Origin of the sequence: Pseudomonas sp. S10E 269 (assembly GCF_002798465.1) — a bacterium.
GTDB lineage: Bacteria > Pseudomonadota > Gammaproteobacteria > Pseudomonadales > Pseudomonadaceae > Aquipseudomonas > Aquipseudomonas pergaminensis.
In genome coordinates, this window is the sequence record NZ_PHIJ01000001.1 from 4875514 (window position 1) to 4895217 (window position 19704).

21 protein-coding genes and 1 pseudogene are annotated in these 19704 nt (G+C 63.4%); 12 read left to right on the forward strand and 10 right to left on the reverse strand.

Annotated elements, in window-relative coordinates; all coding sequences use genetic code 11:
* Positions 1-63: 63 nt before the first annotated feature.
* Both CWC48_RS22715 and CWC48_RS22720 read right to left on the reverse strand, forming a co-directional pair.
* Positions 64-1062, reverse strand: a complete 999-nt coding sequence (locus CWC48_RS22715; RefSeq protein ID WP_099491851.1) for an NAD(P)H-quinone oxidoreductase — start codon at positions 1060-1062, stop codon at positions 64-66.
* The gene (locus CWC48_RS22720) at positions 1059-2291 is read right to left on the reverse strand and encodes a YbfB/YjiJ family MFS transporter (protein ID WP_100490377.1); all 1233 of its coding nucleotides are present in this window, start codon (positions 2289-2291) and stop codon (positions 1059-1061) included. The genes CWC48_RS22715 and CWC48_RS22720 overlap by 4 nt, the downstream gene beginning before the upstream one ends.
* 112 nt (positions 2292-2403) lie before the next feature.
* Between CWC48_RS22720 and CWC48_RS22725 the strand changes: the two genes are divergently transcribed.
* Positions 2404-3279 carry a LysR family transcriptional regulator gene (locus CWC48_RS22725; protein WP_078049062.1) on the forward strand — a complete coding sequence of 292 codons (876 nt, stop codon included), beginning with the start codon at positions 2404-2406 and terminating at the stop codon, positions 3277-3279.
* Between the two features lie 77 nt (positions 3280-3356).
* Positions 3357-3743 (forward strand): DoxX family protein, encoded by a 387-nt coding sequence (locus tag CWC48_RS22730; RefSeq protein ID WP_078049061.1) that lies wholly within the window; start codon positions 3357-3359, stop codon positions 3741-3743.
* Between the two features lie 54 nt (positions 3744-3797).
* On the opposite strand, the gene CWC48_RS22735 is transcribed toward CWC48_RS22730, so the two are convergent.
* The 3 genes from CWC48_RS22735 to CWC48_RS22745 all read right to left on the reverse strand — a co-directional run bounded on the left by CWC48_RS22735 (position 3798) and on the right by CWC48_RS22745 (position 6989).
* Positions 3798-4616: an alpha/beta fold hydrolase gene (locus tag CWC48_RS22735; protein ID WP_100490378.1), complete on the reverse strand. Its 819-nt coding sequence runs from the start codon at positions 4614-4616 to the stop codon at positions 3798-3800.
* Between the two features lie 88 nt (positions 4617-4704).
* On the reverse strand, positions 4705-6096 hold the full coding sequence (locus tag CWC48_RS22740) for an alginate export family protein (RefSeq protein ID WP_100490379.1): 1392 nt from the start codon (positions 6094-6096) through the stop codon (positions 4705-4707).
* Positions 6093-6989 (reverse strand): VOC family protein, encoded by an 897-nt coding sequence (locus CWC48_RS22745; protein ID WP_100490380.1) that lies wholly within the window; start codon positions 6987-6989, stop codon positions 6093-6095. Before CWC48_RS22745 ends, CWC48_RS22740 begins: the two co-directional genes overlap by 4 nt.
* A 104-nt stretch (positions 6990-7093) precedes the next feature.
* Here CWC48_RS22745 and CWC48_RS22750 point away from each other — a divergent pair.
* Positions 7094-7285, forward strand: a pseudogene (locus CWC48_RS22750) (NAD(P)-dependent alcohol dehydrogenase); the annotation flags it as partial.
* Between the two features lie 354 nt (positions 7286-7639).
* On the opposite strand, the gene CWC48_RS22755 reads toward CWC48_RS22750, so the two are convergent.
* Both CWC48_RS22755 and CWC48_RS22760 read right to left on the reverse strand, forming a co-directional pair.
* Positions 7640-8572, reverse strand: a complete 933-nt coding sequence (locus CWC48_RS22755) for a transposase (protein ID WP_100490184.1) — start codon at positions 8570-8572, stop codon at positions 7640-7642.
* 714 nt (positions 8573-9286) lie between these two features.
* The gene (locus CWC48_RS22760) at positions 9287-9598 is read right to left on the reverse strand and encodes a hypothetical protein (RefSeq protein ID WP_100490381.1); all 312 of its coding nucleotides are present in this window, start codon (positions 9596-9598) and stop codon (positions 9287-9289) included.
* Positions 9599-9815: 217 nt separating this feature from the next.
* Here CWC48_RS22760 and CWC48_RS22765 point away from each other — a divergent pair, with 217 nt between their 5' ends.
* From CWC48_RS22765 to CWC48_RS22775, 3 genes are read left to right on the forward strand one after another with little or no spacing between them, the layout of a single operon-like run.
* Positions 9816-10460 (forward strand): TonB family protein, encoded by a 645-nt coding sequence (locus tag CWC48_RS22765; protein WP_100490382.1) that lies wholly within the window; start codon positions 9816-9818, stop codon positions 10458-10460.
* The gene (locus CWC48_RS22770; RefSeq protein ID WP_078049055.1) at positions 10457-11002 is read left to right on the forward strand and encodes an RNA polymerase sigma factor; all 546 of its coding nucleotides are present in this window, start codon (positions 10457-10459) and stop codon (positions 11000-11002) included. Before CWC48_RS22765 ends, CWC48_RS22770 begins: the two co-directional genes overlap by 4 nt.
* A gap of 37 nt (positions 11003-11039) precedes the next feature.
* Positions 11040-11966 carry a DUF4880 domain-containing protein gene (locus CWC48_RS22775; protein WP_100490383.1) on the forward strand — a complete coding sequence of 309 codons (927 nt, stop codon included), beginning with the start codon at positions 11040-11042 and terminating at the stop codon, positions 11964-11966.
* Positions 11967-12126: 160 nt separating this feature from the next.
* Here CWC48_RS22775 and CWC48_RS22780 read toward each other — a convergent pair whose 3' ends face one another.
* Both CWC48_RS22780 and gspH read right to left on the reverse strand, forming a co-directional pair.
* Positions 12127-12723, reverse strand: coding sequence for a prepilin-type N-terminal cleavage/methylation domain-containing protein (locus CWC48_RS22780; RefSeq protein WP_100490384.1), 597 nt, complete (start codon positions 12721-12723; stop codon positions 12127-12129).
* Entirely contained in the window at positions 12720-13172 is a 453-nt protein-coding gene (gene gspH / locus CWC48_RS22785) for a type II secretion system minor pseudopilin GspH (RefSeq protein ID WP_100490385.1), read from the reverse strand. The genes CWC48_RS22780 and gspH overlap by 4 nt, the downstream gene beginning before the upstream one ends.
* Positions 13173-13265: 93 nt before the next feature.
* On the opposite strand from gspH, the gene CWC48_RS22790 reads away from it, so the two are divergent.
* Complete coding sequence (locus CWC48_RS22790; protein ID WP_100490386.1) at positions 13266-13697, forward strand: type II secretion system protein N; 432 nt, start codon at positions 13266-13268, stop codon at positions 13695-13697.
* Here CWC48_RS22790 and gspI read toward each other — a convergent pair.
* Positions 13684-14049 carry a type II secretion system minor pseudopilin GspI gene (gene gspI / locus CWC48_RS22795; protein ID WP_100490387.1) on the reverse strand — a complete coding sequence of 122 codons (366 nt, stop codon included), beginning with the start codon at positions 14047-14049 and terminating at the stop codon, positions 13684-13686. The two genes, CWC48_RS22790 and gspI, sit on opposite strands and share 14 nt — an antisense overlap.
* A gap of 148 nt (positions 14050-14197) precedes the next feature.
* On the opposite strand from gspI, the gene gspG reads away from it, so the two are divergent.
* The 5 genes from gspG to gspD are packed head-to-tail and all read left to right on the forward strand — an operon-like array spanning position 14198 to position 19385.
* On the forward strand, positions 14198-14647 hold the full coding sequence (gspG, locus tag CWC48_RS22800) for a type II secretion system major pseudopilin GspG (protein ID WP_100490388.1): 450 nt from the start codon (positions 14198-14200) through the stop codon (positions 14645-14647).
* A gap of 8 nt (positions 14648-14655) precedes the next feature.
* Complete coding sequence (gene gspK / locus CWC48_RS22805; RefSeq protein ID WP_157806764.1) at positions 14656-15525, forward strand: type II secretion system minor pseudopilin GspK; 870 nt, start codon at positions 14656-14658, stop codon at positions 15523-15525.
* Positions 15522-16580, forward strand: a complete 1059-nt coding sequence (gene gspL / locus CWC48_RS22810) for a type II secretion system protein GspL (RefSeq protein WP_100490390.1) — start codon at positions 15522-15524, stop codon at positions 16578-16580. Before gspK ends, gspL begins: the two co-directional genes overlap by 4 nt.
* Entirely contained in the window at positions 16573-17085 is a 513-nt protein-coding gene (gspM, locus tag CWC48_RS22815) for a type II secretion system protein GspM (RefSeq protein WP_100490391.1), read from the forward strand. The genes gspL and gspM overlap by 8 nt, the downstream gene beginning before the upstream one ends.
* The gene (gspD, locus tag CWC48_RS22820; protein WP_100490392.1) at positions 17082-19385 is read left to right on the forward strand and encodes a type II secretion system secretin GspD; all 2304 of its coding nucleotides are present in this window, start codon (positions 17082-17084) and stop codon (positions 19383-19385) included. Before gspM ends, gspD begins: the two co-directional genes overlap by 4 nt.
* Positions 19386-19704 lie beyond the last annotated feature (319 nt).

Sequence of the window (19704 nt, forward strand, 5' to 3'; positions counted from 1 at the left end):
AGGAGTCAGACCGCGGCGATGCTATCGCAGGCAAGCCAGCTCCCACGCAAGCCAGCCCCTGTGTTACTCCACGCGCAGCACGATCTTGCCAATGTGATCACCGCCCTCCATCCGCGCATGGGCCTGGGCGGCGTCGGTGTATTCGTACACCTTGTCAATGATCGGCAGGCAACGCCCGGCGGCCAGCACCGGCCACACGTATTCGCGTAGTTGTTCGGCAATCGCGGCCTTTTCTTCCCGGGTGCGTGCACGCAACAGCGAGCCGGTAATCACCGCCCGTTTGCCAAGGATGCCCAGCAGGTCGACGTCGTTGGCCTTGCCGCCACCGAGGAAGCCCAGCATCACCAGGTGACCGTCCATGGCCAGGGACTTGATGTTGTTGTTCAAGTAGGAGGCGCCCATGATGTCGAGGATCACGTTCACGCCCTTGTCGTCGGTCCGCTTGGCGATGACCTCGGCAAAGTCCTGCTCGCGATAATTGATCGGCTCGGCGCCCAGCTTGGCAATCGCGGCACACTTGTCGGCACTGCCGGCGGTCGCGAAGGCCTGGATGCCAAATTCGCGGCACAGCATCAGGGCGGTGGTGCCGATGCCGCTGGTACCGCCGTGGATCAGCACGCGCTGGCCTTTGTGCGCACCGCCGAGGCCGAACAGGTTGGCCCACACGGTAAAGAAGGTCTCCGGCACGGCGGCGGCTTGAATCCAGTCCATGCCCTCCGGGATCGGCAGGGCCTGGCTGGCCGGTACGCTGCAGAACTGCGCGTAGCCGCCGCCATTGGTCAGGGCGCAGACCTTGTCGCCGACGACGTACTCGCTCACGCCATCGCCCAGGGCGACCACTTCGCCGGCCACTTCCAGGCCTGGGATCGGGCTCATGCCGGGTTTCATCGGGTACTTGCCGGCGCGCTGCAGGGCGTCTGGGCGGTTGACCCCGGCGGCATGCACGCGGATCAGGATTTCGCCAGGGCCTGCGACCGGCACATCGGCGCGGCGCGGTTGCAGCACTTCAGGTGCGCCGGGGGTGGTGATTTCAATCAGGGTCATTTCTTTAGGAAGCGTCATTTCAAAGTACCTGCAGCGATGAGCGTATGGGTTGGGACCGTGTCGAGCGGTCGACGGTTCAGCACAATCATGCCCAGTTCAAGGGCGAGTGCGACCACGATCGCGCCGGCGGCGATCAGGAACAGCAGCCCATGCTGGCCGCCGCTGCTGTTGAACAGGGCTGAATAGGCAAACCCGGACAGCGCCTGGAACGTTGCAAAGGACACGGTGGCGCGGCTCCAGGCCACTTGTTGCTGGTGATGGTTGGGCAGCAGTTCATGCACCCGTGCCAGGGCCAGCGGCACGATGCCCGGTGGGAAGGAACCCAGGAGCACCGCCAGCACTGCCAGGGCGGTAAAGGAACCGGCCACCGGCAACAGGCCCACCGCAATTGCCTGCACCACCAGCACTACGCGGATACTCAAGCGCGCGCCGAGTTTGTCGGCGAGGAACCCGTAGCTCACCGGGCCCACAATCGCGCCCAGGCCGTACATCACCCAGATCATCGCGCCAGTGTGTGCACCGGCACCCAGGCCACGGGCCACGTAGTCGACCAGGAACACCATTGCCGGCACCAGGCCCGCCGCCATAAAGGCGTACTGGGCGAACAGCAGGTACACGCCGGATGGCATCCGCGCTGAAGTGCCCGTAGGGGCCGGTGCTTCCTGCAGCGTACCGTTGGGCCAGGCGAACCAGCTGGCCGCCGTCAACACCAATGCCAACAGGCCCAGGCCAAACCAGGTCTGCTGCAAGCCCAGGCTCAACAGCGGCGGCACGAGCGTACCGGAGCCGGCAATGCCCAGGCCGATGCCCAGGAAAATCGCGCCACTGGCCAGGCCCCGACGGGCAGCCGGCACGTGGGGCAGCACGGTGGCGGCCACCAGCACCATGATCGCGCCGCCGGCAATCCCCGACAGCAGGCGCCAGGCGAAGAACCACACCACCGACAGCGCAAAGCCACAGGCGAAGAACGCCAGGGTCACCGCGACCATCATGATGCGCAGGGCAGTCTTGTTCGAGGTGCGCTGGGCGATGGGCCGGCCGATCAGTGCACCGATCAGGTAGCCCACCAGGTTAGCGGCGCCGAGATAGACCACGTCATTGGCGGAAAACCATTGGGCCTGGATCAGCGTTGGAATCAGTGGCGTATAGGCGAAGCGCGCCAGGCCAATGCTGACCAGGCTGGCACACAGGCCGGCGAAGATCGGCAGCCAGACCGCGCTGCGGGATGAAACAGGGGTGTCGAGCATGATGGCGGTCCTCAAGGTTTTTCTCTGGCGGCCAGCATAACGAGGTTTTAAGATGCAATAATGCAGCGAATTAGCGTCATGGCGATGCATATATGCATCACTGGAGGGCGGTATGAATTGGGATGATGCACGGGTGTTCCTGGCGGTGTGCCGTGAGTCCACACTGCGCGGTGCCGCGCGGGTGCTGGGGGTGGACCAGGCCACGGTAGGGCGGCGGATCAATGCCTTGGAAAAGTCCTTGAGTGCGACCTTGTTCCTGCGCACCTCCGAAGGCTACGCGCTCACGGCGGTAGGCGAAGCGGCGTTGCTCTCGGTGGAGAAAATGGAGCGTTCGGCCCTCGACCTGGAGCGGCAGATCCAGGGCCTGGATGACCGCCTGACCGGCACGGTGCGGGTCAGCACCACCGACTCCCTGGCCATCGACTTCCTGATTCCGTCCATCGCGCGCCTGCACGACAAGCACCCCGACGTGCGCGTGCAACTGGACGCCTCCACCCAGATCCTCAGCCTGGCCAAGCGTGAAGCCGATATCGCCGTGCGCAACACCCGCCCGGACAACCCCGACCTGATCGCCCGGCGCATTGCGCGCTGGCCGGTCGGGCTGTTTGCGTCCCAGGGCTATATCGACCGCCATGGCGTGCCCACGCCGGGCAGCCTGTTCGAAGGCCATGACCTGGTGGTCTACCAACCCTACCTGCAAAGCCAGAAGGACATGAGCCTGGTCTCTGAGCCCGTAGCGCGCGGGCGCATTGTCGCCGCTTTGAGTTCCAGCCTGCTGGTACGCCGCTCCATCGCCGCGGGTATCGGCATCGGTGAAATCCCGGTGTACACCGGTGAGCGCGACGGGCTGGTGCGCCTGTGGCCGCAGCGTACCCGGCCACTGCCGTATGACGTGTGGCTGGTGACCCATGCCGACCTGCGCCACACCGCCCGGGTGCGGGCGGTGATCGATGAAATCGTGGCGGCGTTTGCCGGCACCGGGGAGTGAGGTCAGCACAGGCTTGCAAGCGCTTAGGTGGCCCGGTCGACACAATCAACGTTTGTGGCAATCAACCGAGAGCACCTATGAACGAATCGACGCGTCAGGACCTGGGACTATTGTTTCTGCGGATCAGCGGGGCGCTGTTCCTGCTATGGGTGCATGGCTTGCCCAAGTTGCTCAACTACAACGAGCAATTGAAGCTGATCGAAGATCCGTTTCACCTGGGAGCGACTATCACGTTGCTGCTGGCGATTTTCGCTGAAGTGCTGTGCCCGCTGCTGATCATTGCCGGGGTGCTGGTGCGCCTGGCGTGCCTGCCGATCCTGGCGGTGCTGTTGATCGCTTTGTGGGTGGTGCACCCGGAGTGGACGTTGTTCGAAGGGCAGTTCGGCTGGCTGCTGTTGATCATCTTCACCACCTTGCTGATCAGCGGGCCCGGTCGCCTGGTCCTGGGCCAGCGTTTCTCCTGAGCAAAAAAAGACCGGGCAAGCCCGGCCAAATAAGGAGAGGGTGGTGCAGGCGTTTCAGCGTTGCAGGAACGCCAGCAGGTCTTCATTCAACTGCTGCGCGTGGGTCACGGCGAACCCGTGCGGCGCGTCCTTGTAGACTTTCAGTTCGGCGCCCTTGATCGAGGCGGCCGCCACTTTACCGGTGGTTTCGAACGGTACGATCTGGTCGCCGTCACCGTGGATCACCAGGGTCGGTACGTCGATCCTGGTCATGTCCGGGCGGAAGTCGGTTTCGGAGAACGCGGTCACGCAATCCACCGTCGACTTTAGGGATGCCAGCATCGCCACTTGCAGGGTCTGGGTCAGCACACCATCAGAGACCTTCTGGCCCTTGTTCAGGCCGAAGAACGGCGTGTTGAAGTCGCTGATAAATTGCGCACGGTCTTTCAACAGGCCGGCCTTGATGCCATCGAATACTTCAGTCGGCACACCCTCCGGGTAGTCCGGTTTCTGGCCGAACAGCGGTGTCACCGCGCCCAGCAGTACCAACCCGGCCACGCGTGCGCTGCCATGGCGTGCGATGTAGCGGGCGACGTCGCCACCGCCCATGGAGAAGCCCACCAGGGTCACGTCCTTGAGGTCTAGGTGTTCGATCAACTGGGCGATATCGTCGGCGAAGGTGTTGTAGTCGTTGCCGGTCCAGGGTTGATCCGAGCGGCCGAACCCACGGCGGTCAAACGCGATGGTGCGAAAGCCGCGGCTGCTCAGGTATTCCATCTGGTATTCCCACATGTCGGCGTCCAGCGGCCAGCCGTGGCTGAACAGCACGGGTTTACCGCTGCCCCAGTCTTTGAAATAGATCTGGGTACCGTCTTTGGCGACGAATGTGCTCATGAACATCTCCTTTCAAGGTGGTGTAAAACGCAGGATCACTATTGCCGTTAACCGGTTCAAGGGCTTGTACGGGTGTGCTTGCTTGGGGTTACCAACTGAACTTGAGCTCGACCCCCAGGTAATTGCTGTCGTCACCCCCAGCATCGCGCAGGGTCTGGCCCACGTCGTAGTGCACGGCCTCGACGGCGCCGGTGAGGTTGGGGCTGAACACATAATCGGTGCGCACTTGCGCATAGGCGCCGGTCCAGCGATTGCCCTGGCCTGCGGTGCCGGCCACCGGCAGGTTGGGCTGGGTATAGATCGCGTCGCTGGTGGTTTGGCGCCACAGCAGGCCGATGGCGGTTTGCACGCTGAGCTTGTCGATCGGCTTGACCGTGATCGACGGCTTGACGTGAATCAGGTTGCTGTAGCCGGTGTAGCCCGCCAGGGAAAAGTAGTAGCCGTTGGGGAACAGCGGGTTGAAGGTGCCGACGGTGCCATCCCCGGTTTTGCGGTCGCCCGAGGCGATGTCCAGTTGCAGACCGACGCGCGGTTTCCAGGCCAGGCTGTCGAAGGTGTAGCCGGTACGGCTGCCACCGGCCCAGGCGCGAATGTCCTTGTTGCCGACCGAGCCGCTTTGCAGCATCGCTTCGATGTCCCAGTCAAAGCCCATGGCCGCGCCGCCCAGGCGTGCGTCGAACAGGTGGCGGGTCTCGTCGCCGTCGGCGTCCAGGTAGTGAGCGGCGGTGCGCTCATACACGCCGTAGTAGGCGGACAACTCGTTATTGCCGCCCACCAGTCGCTCCACACGGACCATGTGGAAGCGCGCATCGCTGTTGGATTTGTCGTCGAAGTGACGCCCGTCCTGATACTGCACCGGCTGGCTGGCGATCCCGATAAAACGCCAGTTGGAGGTCTCCCAGTCGGCCCACAGCGCATCGAAGGACTGCCGCACATTCGGGCCGTCCCGCGATGAGATGAAGCGCTGCAGGTCGAAGGCGAAATCCTGGCGCCCGACACGGGCCTTAAGGGTCCCACTGCTGAAGGTATTCACATACTCGGCGAAGGCCAGGCGCAGGTCGACGCGATTCTGGTCGGCGCCGCCGATTGTCGTCTTGTCGTACGCCCGCGCATCTTCCAATTGGGTGAACACGCGCCAGTGCTCGTTCAGATGCAGGTCGGCGTGGACCTGGAAACGCTGGATCAGGTAGCGATCACGCTTCACATCCCGCACGCCGAAGCCACTGGCATCGTTCATCTCGAAACGCTCGCGCAACGTCGCGCCCAGGGACAAGTAGGTGTAGGGGTTCGCGCTGGATAGCGGGATGTACTTCAAGCTGTCCAGCGGCCGCGTGCGCAGCGCCGGGTCCTGCAGCACCGACCAGTCTTCCTGCCAGCGGTTGGCCTTGATGGCCGGGCGTGTCGCTTGCTCGTCGGCGTGGACACTGCTGACGAGCAGCGGCCACAGCACGGCCAGGCCCCAGCCTGTGCGGCGCATCATTTTGCGGCGTTGAGTTGATGGATCTCCGCGACGTAGCCGCCCGGAAACTCCACCAAAGCGCTGCGACGGCCTTTGCTGTCGAACGCAGGCACCAACACTTTGGCGCCGGAGCCGGTGGCCTTGCCCAGGGTGGCCGTCAGGTCAGCCACTTGATAGCCGGTGGTCTCATGGCCGAACGGGTACGGCAGTTGGCCGTTGGTGACCAGCACGGCCATGCGCCCGAACGGCGATTCGATGTCGACGCGACGGTAGTTACCGTTGGCTTGGCCGATATCCACGCCAGGGGCGTGTTTGTCATCCGTCAGCACCTTGCCATGGGAGAAGCCGACAAACGATTTGATGAAGCTGTCGGCACGCTCGGCGCTGAGGTACACGCGGTTTTCCGGCACGGTCTGGAACGCGGCGTAATCCGGGGTCTTGGTGTGCCAGTAGAGTTGCATGTTCACACCGCCTGGCCACTGCACCACCGCGTCACGTCCGATCGGGTCGGGGAAGTCGCTGACGATCACCGCCGCGCCGTTTTCCCGGGCGGCCTTGAGGGCGAGATCCATGTCCTTGACCAGGTAACCGTTGCGCTCCTGGCCGAACGGGTGCGGGATCGGCGTGGTGAAACCGAACAGCGACACTGTGCCAACGGGTGTCTGCAACAGTTGCGAGGTGGTGCTGCTGGGCACCGGCAACACGTTCACCACCACTTGGGGCGTGCTTTTGCCGCCGAATGTGGCCAGGAAACTCTGGGTAAAACGGTCCACATCGGCCGGGGCGACGTAAACGTGGCTGGTGTCGTATTGCGGAGCCACGGCGACCGCCGCTGTCGCTGCAAAGGCATTGCCCATCATGGCCTCGGCCAGTAACGTGACTGCCAGCGCAACCGTCCTTACTTTTCTGCTCATGCCCACTCTCCTGCGTCTTGAGAAAGTCTCGATCTTAGGAACGGGGCCGACCGGCGGATTGTACGGACGTGCTCGGTTGAACGATTCAGCGTCTATGCGGGTCATCGTTGAACGGTGGCATCCAGGAGCCCCAGGACATGCTCGACGTCTGCGCCAGATACGGGATTGTCTCGGACATTGAGATGATCGATATCCAGGGCATCAACGAGGCGTATGAGCGGATGCTCAAGGGCGATGTGAAGTATCGGTTCGTGATCGACATGGACCGCTTGAAAAAAGAAAGCCACGCCGCCTGATACCACCGACGATTCGGTGGTATCAGCTCTCTGTGGGAGCGGGCTTGCTCGCGAAGGCGGCCTGACAGTTGACCGCTATCTGACTGTAGCCCTGCGATCTAAATGTGGGAGCTGGCTTGCCTGCGAAAGCGGCCTGACAGCCGACCGCTATCTGACTGTAGCCCCGCGGTCTAAATGTGGGAGCTGGCTTGCCTGCGAAAGAGGCCTGACAGCCGACCACTCTCCAACTGTCCCCCCGGGATCCAAATGTGGGAGCAACTGTCTTGATGACCATATCTTGGCCATCGCTTTCAAAGACAGCCAAACTCCCACAGCTTCAAGCCGTGTGACCTTCAACGACACATCGCTGCCGATTTAGGCAGCGTGTTCTTTCCATTCAGTCCTATCACGCAGCATTGCGTTCAGCCGGATTAACAAAACACGCATGCATGCGATTAGCGCAACTTTTGCGCATTTTCCTTTGCCACGCAGTGCTTTATAGCGTGCCTGGAATTCAGGCTGGTCCCGAATGACGACCCAGCAGGCCATGTATAGCGAGCGACGTGCGGAAAACCTTCCGCCACGAATGTGACGCGCGCCTATGTGCTTCCCACTGTCGTTGTTATACGGCGCGAGGCCCGCTAGGGCAGCGATCGGACGCTTGCCAACCTCACCCAACTCCGGCAGGTATGCCATAAGGCTAGCCGCCGTAACGAGCCCGATCCCCTTAACTGAACACAGGCGTTCGACTTTTTCGCGATCTAACACGTTGGCGCTTTGACGAATCAACTGGTCTATCGCGTTCACAGCCTTGATCAGGTAGTCGATATGACTCTGCAACGCTGGTTTTACTACGTCGCATGAGGCCGTTTTCAGGCGCCTTTTGTCATCGTCTCTCTGCTGAATAAAGTTTTCTCGCTGTTGGACTAACGCGCGCAACTCGTCATGTTTCGGGCTGGTGATTCGGCTGTTTGGCGAGTCGAGTACCGCTGCGAACTGTGCAAGGGACTTTGCATCTATCGGGTCGGTTTTGGCTTGTTGGCCCATCGCCGTGGAAAAACTCTTGGCTCGACGGGGATTGATGCAGATGACGTTGAGGCCCGCAGCCTGGAGCGCCTTCATGACTTTGCGCTCGTAACCGCCAGTGGCCTCCAACAGCACGCGACCGACCTGGTGAAGCAATAGCCACCCAATCAACCCAGGGAAATCATCTTCGGCGTTAGCGCAACTTACCCCAACGTCAATCAGATTAACTCGAGCCTCAAGGCTGTCCTTGGAAACATCAATGCCTGCTGGATAGGAAAACATAGCCAAACCCTCTTACACTCAAAGTGAGAGCGCTCTGGCTTGGCCCACGCTTGTAACTGTTCGAGGTGGGCTCGTTCAACTGTTCGGGCTCATGTCCAGAGCGGAGAAGTGAGTGGCAGCATGGGCTCCCACACGTGCTTTAAGCACTTCGGGCATTCAGCTTGCCACTCACCCTCTCACCTTCAGCTTAATCCTGTCTCAAGACACAAGCGGGCTTGCTCGCGAAGGCGGCCTGACAGCCGACCGCTATCTGACTGTAGCCCCGCGATCTAAATGTGGGAGCTGGCTTGCCTGCGAAGGCGGCCTGACAGCCGACCTGGATGTTGGATCTGGCGGGGTACATATCCGTTGCTGCGGTAACGGCCGCTTATGGTTCCGCTCTTACAGCGGCTCACTTTTGGAAAGGCCCAAAAGTAAGCAAAAGGCCTTCGCCCCAACACTCGGTACCTCGCCTAGGCTCGGTATGCCCGTAATCCGACAGTGATTTGGGGGGCCGCCGCCACGCGCCATCCATGGCGCGGGGCGGCTAAACCGGCATCCCTGCCGGTTTACCCCCCAAATCCCTGTCGAATTCCGGCCAGCGTGTTTGACGGGGCGCCTAAGATCAAAAGCAAAGCGCGGCGGCCTTAAAGCCGACCGGGTTTTTGCTGTCGATCCCGTTCCCATGTGGGAGCTGGCTTGCCTGCGATGGCATTGCCTGGGCGCTTTGATTTCTCAAGGCCGCTGCGGCTTCACCGACGTCCCGAAGGTATTGCCCATGCGCACGCTGGTCGCCGCCGGGGTAGCCAGGCCAATTTTATTCGGTAGGCGCTTTTCCACGGAAAGGGCCTGCGCTTCGCGGTTCTTTTGCGTGGCCTTGGCCGCATTTGTGTCGTTGCCCATTTGTTGGCTCAGGCAGCTATAGTCCGGTGCCTTGTAGCCATCCACCGTGACTTCGGCGCAAGTGCCGGCGCTGTTGTCAGCATGGGCCAGCAAGGGCAGGGCGGCGCACAGCAACAGGCTGGCGAGGGTCGGTAACGATTTCATCGGGGCCTCCTGGCGGGCCCTGGGGAGGGGGCCGGTTAGGCTTGAAAGTCTAGTGCAGCGCGCCTCTCATCACCGTGATGTTTTTTTTGCTATCACCGTAACATCAGGTTCATAAACTGGCCTCAGGATGACGGTTTTCTAGGGCGCGTCGGCCGTGCAGCGATGCAGAGCAGGGGGTGAACAGGGAGTCTGGAGGCGCGTCGCATGCGCCCTGGTCTTGCTGTTGCTGCTGGTCGGTGGTCGCGCAGCGCAGGCAGATTCACCCCTGTTGTCGTTGGACCTGCCGGCGCAAGACCTGGAACACGCACTGCAAGCCTACAGCCGCGCCACCGGGATGGCGGTGCTGGTCGACCGCGAGTTGACGCGGGGCCGGCGTGCCATCGGGGTGCGCGGGCGCTTTACGGCGCAAGAGGCACTGGCGATGTTGCTGATAGGGAGTGGCCTGATGGCCCGTTATGCGCGCAGCGATGCGTTTACCTTGCAGGCCCCGCAGGTCAGTCAGCCGCCCCCCAGCCGTGGTGCGGCGGCACGCAGTGCTGCGCGGATCAACAACAGCTACGCGACGGCGCTGCAGCAAGCCATCGAAGGCAGCCTGTGCCGTTCGCCGCTGACCCGGCCCGGCAGTTTTCGTGCGCTGGTGCAGGTGTGGGTCAACCCGGACGGGGTGATCGAACACAGCCGGCTGGTCAGTTCCACCGGCGATGAACAACGCGATGAAGCACTGGTGCGCAGCCTGGCAACGGCGCGGGTCGAACGCCCGGCGCCAAGCTCGCTGCGCCAACCGGTGACTTTACTTTTGATGCCTGACACAACAGGAACACGCATGGAATGCACAGCAGCGAAAGGAGCCTCGGGCGGATGAAAAATTCCGGGCACAGCACAATGGTCAGCTTGTTCCTGGCCTCCTACGAAGACTTCAAGGTGCGTTTGCGCAAGCGCCTGGGCTCGGAGGACCTGGCCAACGATGTGCTGCATGAGACGTACCTGCGGGTCGACCGCATGGACGTGCCGCCGAACCTGCAGCAGCCCAATGCCTACCTGTACCGCATGGCCCTGAACATCGCCGCCGACCGCCGCCAGGCCGATGCGCGCCTGCTCACCGGCAGCGAGGTGGAAGAGTTGCTGCAAAGCGCCGACGAAGCCCAGGACCCGTCGCGGGTGGTGGGCGGCCAGAAAGACATCCAATCCCTGGTCAAGGCCCTCTACGAGCTGCCGGCACGCCGGCGCAAAATCCTCATCGCCGCCCGCCTGGAGGAGGCGCCGCACCTGGAAATCTCCCAGCGTTTCGGCATTTCCACGCGCATGGTCGAGAAAGAAATCAAGGCTGCCCTGGGCCACTGTGCCAAGCGCCTGGAAAGAAAAGTGATTCAGCGGTTCGGTCCCGGGGCCGGAAAACCGTCTTAGTGTCGAGTCCCTGATAAATCCGTGAGTACGTGCGCGCTTGAATATTTTTAGCCTCTCCACCGCCCGGCAATCCGCCGCCAGCCCCCTGCACGATGAAGCCCGCGATTGGCTGGTCCTGCTGACCTCGGGCCGCGCCACCGTGGCCGATGCCAAGGCCCTCAAGGCCTGGTGCGCACAAAGCCCGGAACATGCCCACGCATTCGAGCAGGCCAAGACGCTGTGGCAGCACGTGGCGCCTGCGCTGGAGCACGTCTCGCAACCGCGCAGCCTTGGCCGGCGTGCCTTCCTGGGCGGTGCGATCGCCGCCTCTGCCGCTGTGGTAATGGTTCGCGTCGGCGTACCGGGTGGCTTTGCCGGGCTCACCGCCGACTACCGCACCGAGGTCGGCGAGCAACGCCAAGTCCTGCTGAGCGACGGCATCAGCCTGGAACTCAACACCCAGACCCGCATCAGCCGGGTGGGGCAGGGCATCGAGCTGCTCGAGGGCGAAGTCGAAGTGGTCGCCCACGTGGTACAACCGCTCAAGGTCCAGGCCGGCGAAGGCTGGGTAAGCGCGGCACAGGCGCGCTTCAACCTGCGCAATACCGACTACAACGTGTGCGTCACCTGCATCGAAGGTTCACTTCTGGTGGACATCGCCGGGCGCAGCGTGCGCCTGGACAGCGGCCGGCAGCTCACCTACGGCGCTGCCGGCGTCAGCGACGTGACGACGGTGGACACCCAGGCGGTCGTGGCCTGGCGTGAGCAAGTGCTGGTCTTCAACAACGCCACCCTGGCGACGGTGGTGGATGAAATCAACCGATACCGCCCCGGCATGCTGGTGCTATTGAATAAGCAACTGGGCCAAAGCCGGGTGCAAGCGCGGTTCAGTTTGCAGCAACTGGCGGGTGTGGCGTTGTTGATTCGGGATGCGTACGGGGCCAAGTGTACGGAGTTGCCGGGTGGGGTGGTGTTGTTGAGTTGAAGGCCTTGATTGTTCATCCCGTGCCTCAACAATTGGTTTTCACGCGGGCTGCCGCTTGCGCGCATGGAAAAACTGGCGACAACCTTGAGTGTCAACACAGCGTGGCTTGAGACAGGCCAGCGCGAACGTTGACGGCGGCGGGACGGCCAAGGGGCCGCCCCTACTTCAACGGCCCCACGACCTGCCGGTATTTTTCTACCCCCTGCGGCGTCTGTCGCACCAGGCTGATCTCCAGTCCCACCGGGTCTTCGCGTCGATTCCCGCTCAGCTGCCGCCAGCCTTTTTCCGCTTCCCACACCCGTACCTGCAAGTCACTGACGCCGGTCAGCACCACTACGCCGTCCTTCGCTGCCGGCAGGGGGTAGCGATCCCGCGCCGGGGCGGCGGCGCGATACAGTGCGTCGCCCTTGAGCCACCAACGTACCCGTTGCAGGCCATCGCCTGCCATGGGGGCGCTGCGGATCACGTCGAGGCGAAAGCCTTTGCTGTCGGAGCTGCGCACGGTCACGGCGGCCAGGCCTTCCGTTTGTGCCGTGTCCGTGGGCGTCAGTTCGACACGGGCGCGCAGGCTGATGTCCCGTTGCATCTGGTTCAGCGCACGCAGCAATACCTCGGTCTGCTCGGTGCTCGCCTGCAAATGCTGATCCGCCCGGGTCACGCTGTCGAGCCCACGCCAGGCGATCAGGCTGACCACCGCCATGAGCATGATCGCCACCATCACTTCGATCAGGGTGAAGCCTTGCTGGGACCTGTTCATGGTTGGCTGACCACGCGCATCAGGCCGGCGGCGTCGCGTTGCAGGCTGAGGCTGTGTTGGCCGTCGGACAGCACCACGCGCAGCGGCGGGTTGATCCATTCGGCGTTGAGCACCAGGGTTTGTCGGGGTTCGATGCTGATGTTCATCGGCGTGCTTTCCCAGAGGCGCGGGCGCAGTTGATCGTCGTTTGTAAACGTTTCGATGCCCTGGCCGTCGTCCCGTTGGCGGTTAAAGCGAAACCCTTTGGCATCCGCGCGCCAGGTGATGGGGCGGCCGTCGGCGTGGGCTTCGGCCTGGGCGACTTGCAGCAGTTGGCTCAAGCGCTCGGCGTCCTTGCGCAGCAGGTGCAACGGGTCGGGTTTGATCGTGAGGCTGATGGCGGCGCTGGCGATGCCGATGATCACCAGCACCACCATCAGCTCGATCAGGGTGAAGCCTTGCTGTTTCATCGGTGACCACCTGGAGAACTGGGGAGTGTGTGAAATAAAAGCGTGCGAATTGACCTGTAGGCTGGTGCGACGGACAAACAGGAGGTCCTGCCCATGACATTCATCCCTCGCTTCACCCTGGCCCATGGCGTGCAGGCGCTGGGTATGTTGGCCGCGCTGACGGGCGTGGCGATATGGACGCCGCTGCTGCTGACCACCGCCGAATCCCACACACCGCCAGCCACGCCCCAGGCACTGGCGGCGCGCAGCGACAACCCGGCGCTGCAGTGGTTTTCCAATGCGCCGACGGCGCTGCAGGTGAAGGTCACGGGGGTGCTGGCAGGCGCGCGAGGGGCGGTGGCGATCCTCAGTCTGAATGACGGCCCGCCACGCAGTTTTCTACTGGGTGAACGCCTCAGCCCCGGCGTGCGGCTGACGGCCATCGAAGGCGACGGCGTGGAGATCGAACGCGGTGGCGAGACGCTGCGCGTCAACCTCGACAAGTTGCCGCAAGGGCCGGCGTTGCCGCTGCTCACTCGGCCATGACCTGGGTTTCCAGGCGCGCCAGGGGCGGGGCTGCGCGACTGGCGTCGAGCACCTGCAGGTTGATCTGAAACACGCGGCCATCGGTGTTGATGGTCTGCTCGCAACGCAGTTTCAGGCGGCCCTGGTCGCATTCGAACGTCTTCTGGCCGCTGCGCAGGTGTCCCTCCAGGCGCAACTCCGCCAGTCGACTCTGGGCCGCCAGCAAGGCGATCGACTTGTCCCGCAGCAGCCCGTTGCTCTGGGTCATCAGCCCGGCCACGCGCACGGCGGCGGCCATGGCCACGGCGATGATCGCCAGCGCCACCAGCACTTCAATCAGGGTAAAACCTTGCTCCTTGCGACAGCCGTACATGGCGCTCTCAAAGCCTGGAAACAGGCCCGCAGACTAGCGCCGGCAGTTGACCGATTGGCGACCGAAACTCCCGAGGATTTTCAATACGACTGACATGTGTTCTTGCAACACTGCGCCACGAATTGCACTCAAGCCAAGGAATGTCGAGATGGATATCGCGCGCCTAACGTCCCCATTGCCAGGCCCTCGCGGGCAGCGTGGCTTCACGTTGATCGAGATCATGGTGGTGGTGGTCATCCTCGGGATCCTGGCGGCCATGGTGGTGCCCAAGGTTCTCGACCGTCCGGACCAGGCGCGGGCCACGGCGGCCAAACAGGACATCGGCGGGTTGATGCAGGCGCTGAAACTCTACCGCCTCGACCACGGCACTTACCCGAGCATGAACCAGGGCTTGAAGGTGTTGGTGGAACGCCCGGCGGATGCGAAGAACAGCACCTGGCGCGCCTACCTGGAACGCTTGCCCAATGACCCGTGGGGCCACCCTTATCAATACCTCAACCCAGGCGCCAATGGCGAGGTGGATGTGTTCTCCCTCGGCGCTGACGGCCAGCCGGATGGCGATGGCGTGAATGCCGATATTGGCTCCTGGCAGCTGTAAGGCGCGCCATGAAAGGGTGTTCGCCCCCAGCGGCGAAGCAGCGCGGCATGGCGATTATCAGCGCCTTGCTGATCGCGGCGGTGGTGGCAGTACTGGCCGGCGCCATGCTCACGCGCCAGACCGTATTCACCCGCAGCCTGGAAGCCGAGCAGTTGCGTATCCAGGGCCAGTGGCTATTGGAGGGTGGCCTGGAGCGCAGCCGCCAGCTGCTCTGGGATGCGCGCCAGAAAGACGTGCTGACCCGTCTTGACCAGCCCTGGGCGCAGGTCCAGCGTGGCGCCTTCGAGGGGCGCATCGAGGATGAGCAGGGCAAGTTCAACCTGCGCAACTTGGTCAATCGCCAGCAGGTGGACACCGAACAGTTGCAGCGTTTCGAGCGGCTGTGCCGGCTGATCGGTGTTGATCCGGCGGTGAGTCGGCGCATCAGCCAGCGGGTGATCGCGTCTTATGTAGCGCCTGCCAAATACCCGATGCTGCGCAACCTGGATGACCTGGGCGGCATCGAAGGCCTCGACGCTGTCGTGTTACAGCGTATGCAAGCCTATATCAGCGTGCTGCCCGGCCCGACCTGGGTCAACGGCAACACGGCGAGCGCCGAAGTGCTCAGCGCGGTGGTGCCTCAGCTGAGTCTGTCCCAGGCCCATGGGCTGGTGGCCGAGCGTGACAGTGGGCAGTGGTTTATCAACCGTGGGGATTTCGTCAACCGTCTGCACTTGCCCCAGGTGGCGGTGGAGTCGGTGCAGGTGGGCATTACCAGCGAGTGGTTTCGCGTGCAGGGCCAGGCGCGTCGCGAACAACGCCGGGTCGCCCTCGACGCCTTGTTGCACCGTCCAGAAGACCGTCAGCCACGGGTGATCTGGTCGCGGGTGGGTGTATGAAACGCTTGCGCATTGGCCTGCCGCCACTGGATCAATTGAGCGCCGAAAGCCTGGTCAGGTTTGCCTGGCTGGAGCGTGGCGTGGTCGTTGAAGAGGGCTCTCAGAGCCTGGCGCAACTGGGTAAATCGCGCCAGGCGGCAGACTGTTTCCTGCATCCCCGTGACAGCCTGCTCACCAGCCTGGAACTGCCGCCATTGCCGGCGGCGAAGACAGCGGCCGCCGTGGCCTGTGCGGCGCAGGCGCTGATCCTCGGCCCGGTGGAGCAGATGCAGGTGGCCCACGGCCCGCGTGAGAGCGATGGCCGCGTGCAAGTGGCCTGGGTGCCCAAGGCCGGGCTGGAGCGGTTGGCGCAATTGCCACTCAAGTTGCGCGGCCTGTACCCGGCGCCCTATGCCTTGCCGGTGGGCGCTGCGGCGTTGGATGAAGGCTACCTGTTGACACGTGAGAGCCTGCAGCAAGGCGCGGTGCACCCGTTGGGCGTGCAGGCGTTGGAGGTGCCGCTGGTGGAGGCGGCCCAGCGGTGGAGTGGGCCGGTGCCTGCCTGGGGGTTGCACGGTCGCCTCAACCCGCCATCGACTGGCGGCTGGGGCAGGGCGCTGGCCTGTGTGGCGCTGGCCGTGGCCATCTGGACCCTGGGACTCAACCTGTACGCCGCACGCCAAGTGGAAGAAGGCCAGCGACTCAAGGCGTTGATGAGCCAGCAAGTGCGCCAGGCGTTCCCCGAATTGCCGGTGGTGCTCAACCCCTTGCAGCAGGCGCGTCAGCAATTGGCCGCACGCCAGAGCGGCGCGGCGGACGACCCCGGACAACGCTTCACCCGCTTGTTGCAACTGGCGGGCAGCCACCTGCCGTTCATGGTCGGCAGCGTCGACAACGTGAGTTATGAGCAGGGGCGCCTGCACGTCGAGCTATTGGCTGACAGTCGCAACCCGACGGCCGAAGGTGAATGGCAGGCGGCGCTGGCCCAGGCCGGCTTTGCCGCCAGCCGCGATGAGCACGGTTGGACCATCGCCCCGGCGCCGGCGGCGGAAAAGCCAGGGGCCGCTGATGAATAAAATCCAACGACTGCGCAGCCAGGCCCAGGTGTTCTGGCGTGGCCTGGCCCTGCGCGAGAAACGCATGCTCGGCGCTGCCGGCCTGGTTTTAGCGAGCCTGTTGACCTGGCTGGTGCTGGTAGCGCCCGCGTTAAAGAAGATCGATTACTGGCAGGCCGAAACCCCCAAGTTGCGTGCCCAGGCCGAAGCCTTGCAGGTGCTGTTGCAGGATGTCGCCGCGCCCCGGCCGGGTAACGAAACCGCACTGCGCCAGGCCCTCGATAGTGCCGGCCTGCGAGGCCACTACCACTTGCAGGCGCTGGCACCTGGTGGCTGGAGCCTGACGTTCGACAACGCCCCGGCCGACGCGGTGGTGGGCTGGCTGCTGGGCAATGCCCGCTCGTTTTCCCTGGAGGTGTCCGAGGCGCGTTTGCAGCGCGCCCCCGACACCGTCGACAACGCGGCCGGCACTGTGTCCGGGACCGTTCGCATGGATCAGGCGCTTGGCGCTAAGGAAGCTTCATGAAGTGGTCAGTCCCCCCGTTTCGTCTGGTCGCGCCGCTGCTGGTGCTGGCCCTGAGTGCGTGCAGCAGCCAGGAGCCGGCCAAGCCGTTGCTGGTGGACAGTGAACTCGGCCAACCCCTGGCGGACACCCGCCGCAGCGGCGAGACCTTGCTGGATCGCCAGCGCGAACCGGCACCCAAGCCGCCCGTCCAGCATCGGGTCACCAACAGCGCACGCGGCCACGCCCCGGCGGCGGTCAAGGCGCGCAACCCGCTGGGCGACCAGCCGGTGCAGCTCAACTTTGTCGATGCCGATATCCAGGCGGTGGTGCGCGCGCTGTCCCGCGCCACGGGCCAGCAATTTTTGGTGGACCCGCGTGTGAAGGGCAACCTCACTTTGGTCAGCGAAGGCCAGGTGCCGGCGCATCAGGCCTATGACATGCTGCTGGCGGCGCTGCGCATGCAGGGCTTCAGCGTGGTCGATGTGGGTGGCGTGGCCCAGGTGGTGCCCGAAGCCGATGCCAAGTTGCTCGGCGGGCCGATCTACAGCGCTGGCAGCAGCGGCATGCAGACCCGCACCTTTCGTCTGCAATATGAAAACGCGGTCAACCTGATCCCGGTGCTGCGCCCCATCGTGTCGCCGAACAACCCGATCAATGCCTACCCCGGCAATAACAGCATCGTGATCACCGACTACGCGGAAAACCTCGCGCGGGTGGCGCAGATCATCAACGGTATCGACACCCCCAGCGCCATCGACACCGACGTAGTGATGGTGCAAAACGGCATTGCCGTGGACATCGCCGCCATGGTCTCCGAGCTGCTGGAAACCCAGGGCGCCGACCAGACCCAGAAGATCAATGTGATCGGCGACCCGCGTTCCAACTCGATCATCATCCGCTCCGGCAGCCCCGAGCGCACCGAGCTGGCCCGCAACCTGATCTACAAGCTCGACAATGCCCAGAGCAACCCCAGCAATATGCACGTGGTGTACCTGCGCAACGCCCAGGCGGGCAAGCTGGCCCAGTCGCTGCGCGGCTTGCTCACCGGCGAAAGTGATTCTGGCGTGAGCGATGACGCACGCGGCAAGCTCAGCGCCATGGGCGGCAATGGCAAGAACAGCCAAGGCACCAGCACTGCGCAAAACAGCAGCGGCACACCCACCGGCAGCGGTGTGCAGTCGGGCTATGGCCAGGCCCCTGGTTCGACGACCAGCCCCAATGGCGCCAACAACGAGAATCAGGACACCGCGTTCAGTGCCGGCGGCGTGACTATCCAGGCGGACGCCACCACCAACACCTTGCTGATCTCCGCACCGGACCCGCTGTACCGCAACCTGCGCGAAGTCATCGACATGCTCGACCAGCGCCGCGCACAGGTGGTGATCGAGAGCCTGATCGTGGAAGTCGGCGAAGACGATGCCACTGAGTTTGGCGTGCAGTGGCAGGCCGGCAATCTGGGCGGCAAGGGCGGTTTCGGCGGGGTCAACCTGGGCGGTAGCGGGGTGAACAGCACGCCGACCAGCAAGACCAGCATCGACGTTTTGCCCAAGGGCCTGAACGTGGGGCTGGTCAACGGCACGGTGGACATTCCCGGTATTGGCAAGGTACTCGACCTCAAGGTGTTGGCCCGTGCGTTGAAGAGCAAGGGTGGCACCAACGTATTGTCCACGCCCAACCTGCTGACGCTGGATAACGAGGCGGCGAGTATTTTTGTCGGCCAGACCATCCCGTTTGTCACCGGCAGCTACGTGACCGGTGGCGGGGGGACCAGCAATAACCCGTTCCAGACGGTGCAGCGTGAAGAGGTGGGGCTCAAGCTGAATGTACGGCCGCAGATTTCCGAGGGTGGCACGGTGAAGCTGGATATTTACCAGGAGGTCAGCACCGTAGATGCGCGGGCCTCGGTGGAGGCGGGGACCGTGACCAACAAGCGGGCGATCGATACCAGTATTTTGCTCGATGACGGGCAAATCATGGTGCTTGGTGGGTTGCTGCAGGATGGCTATAGCCAGAGTAATGATGCGGTGCCGTGGTTGTCGGATATTCCGGGGTTGGGGGCGTTGTTTCGCAATGAGAAGCGCAGTGTGAACAAGACCAACCTGATGGTGTTTTTGCGGCCGTACATTATTCGGGACAGTGGGGCGGGCCGTAGTATTACGTTGAATCGGTATGAGTTTATGCGCAGGGCACAAGGGGGGTTGCAGCCCGAGCATAGTTGGGCGATGCCGGATGTGCAGGCGCCGCAGTTGCCTTCGGTGGAGAAGGCGATTCCTGGGCAGCAGGGGCCGCGGGCGGTGATCAGGGCGGTGCCCGCGCGATGAGTATCTTTCACCGAGTACATATCCGTTGCTGCGGTAACGGCCACTTAGGGTTCCGCTCTTACAGCGGGTCACTTTTGGCAAACGCCCCAAAAGTAACCAAAAGGTCTTCGCCCCACCACTCGGCACCTCGCCTAGGCTCGGTGTGCCCTCACTCCGGCTTTGGAGCGTGGGCCGCCGCGATGGGCCATCCTTGGCCCAGCGCGGCTAACCCGGCGTCCTGCCGGGTTACCCACGCTCCAAAGCCTGCGTTCGGCCAGCGTGGTTTTACGGGGCGCCTAAGATCAAAAGCAAAAGCAAAAGCCAGAGCCAAAGCAAAAGC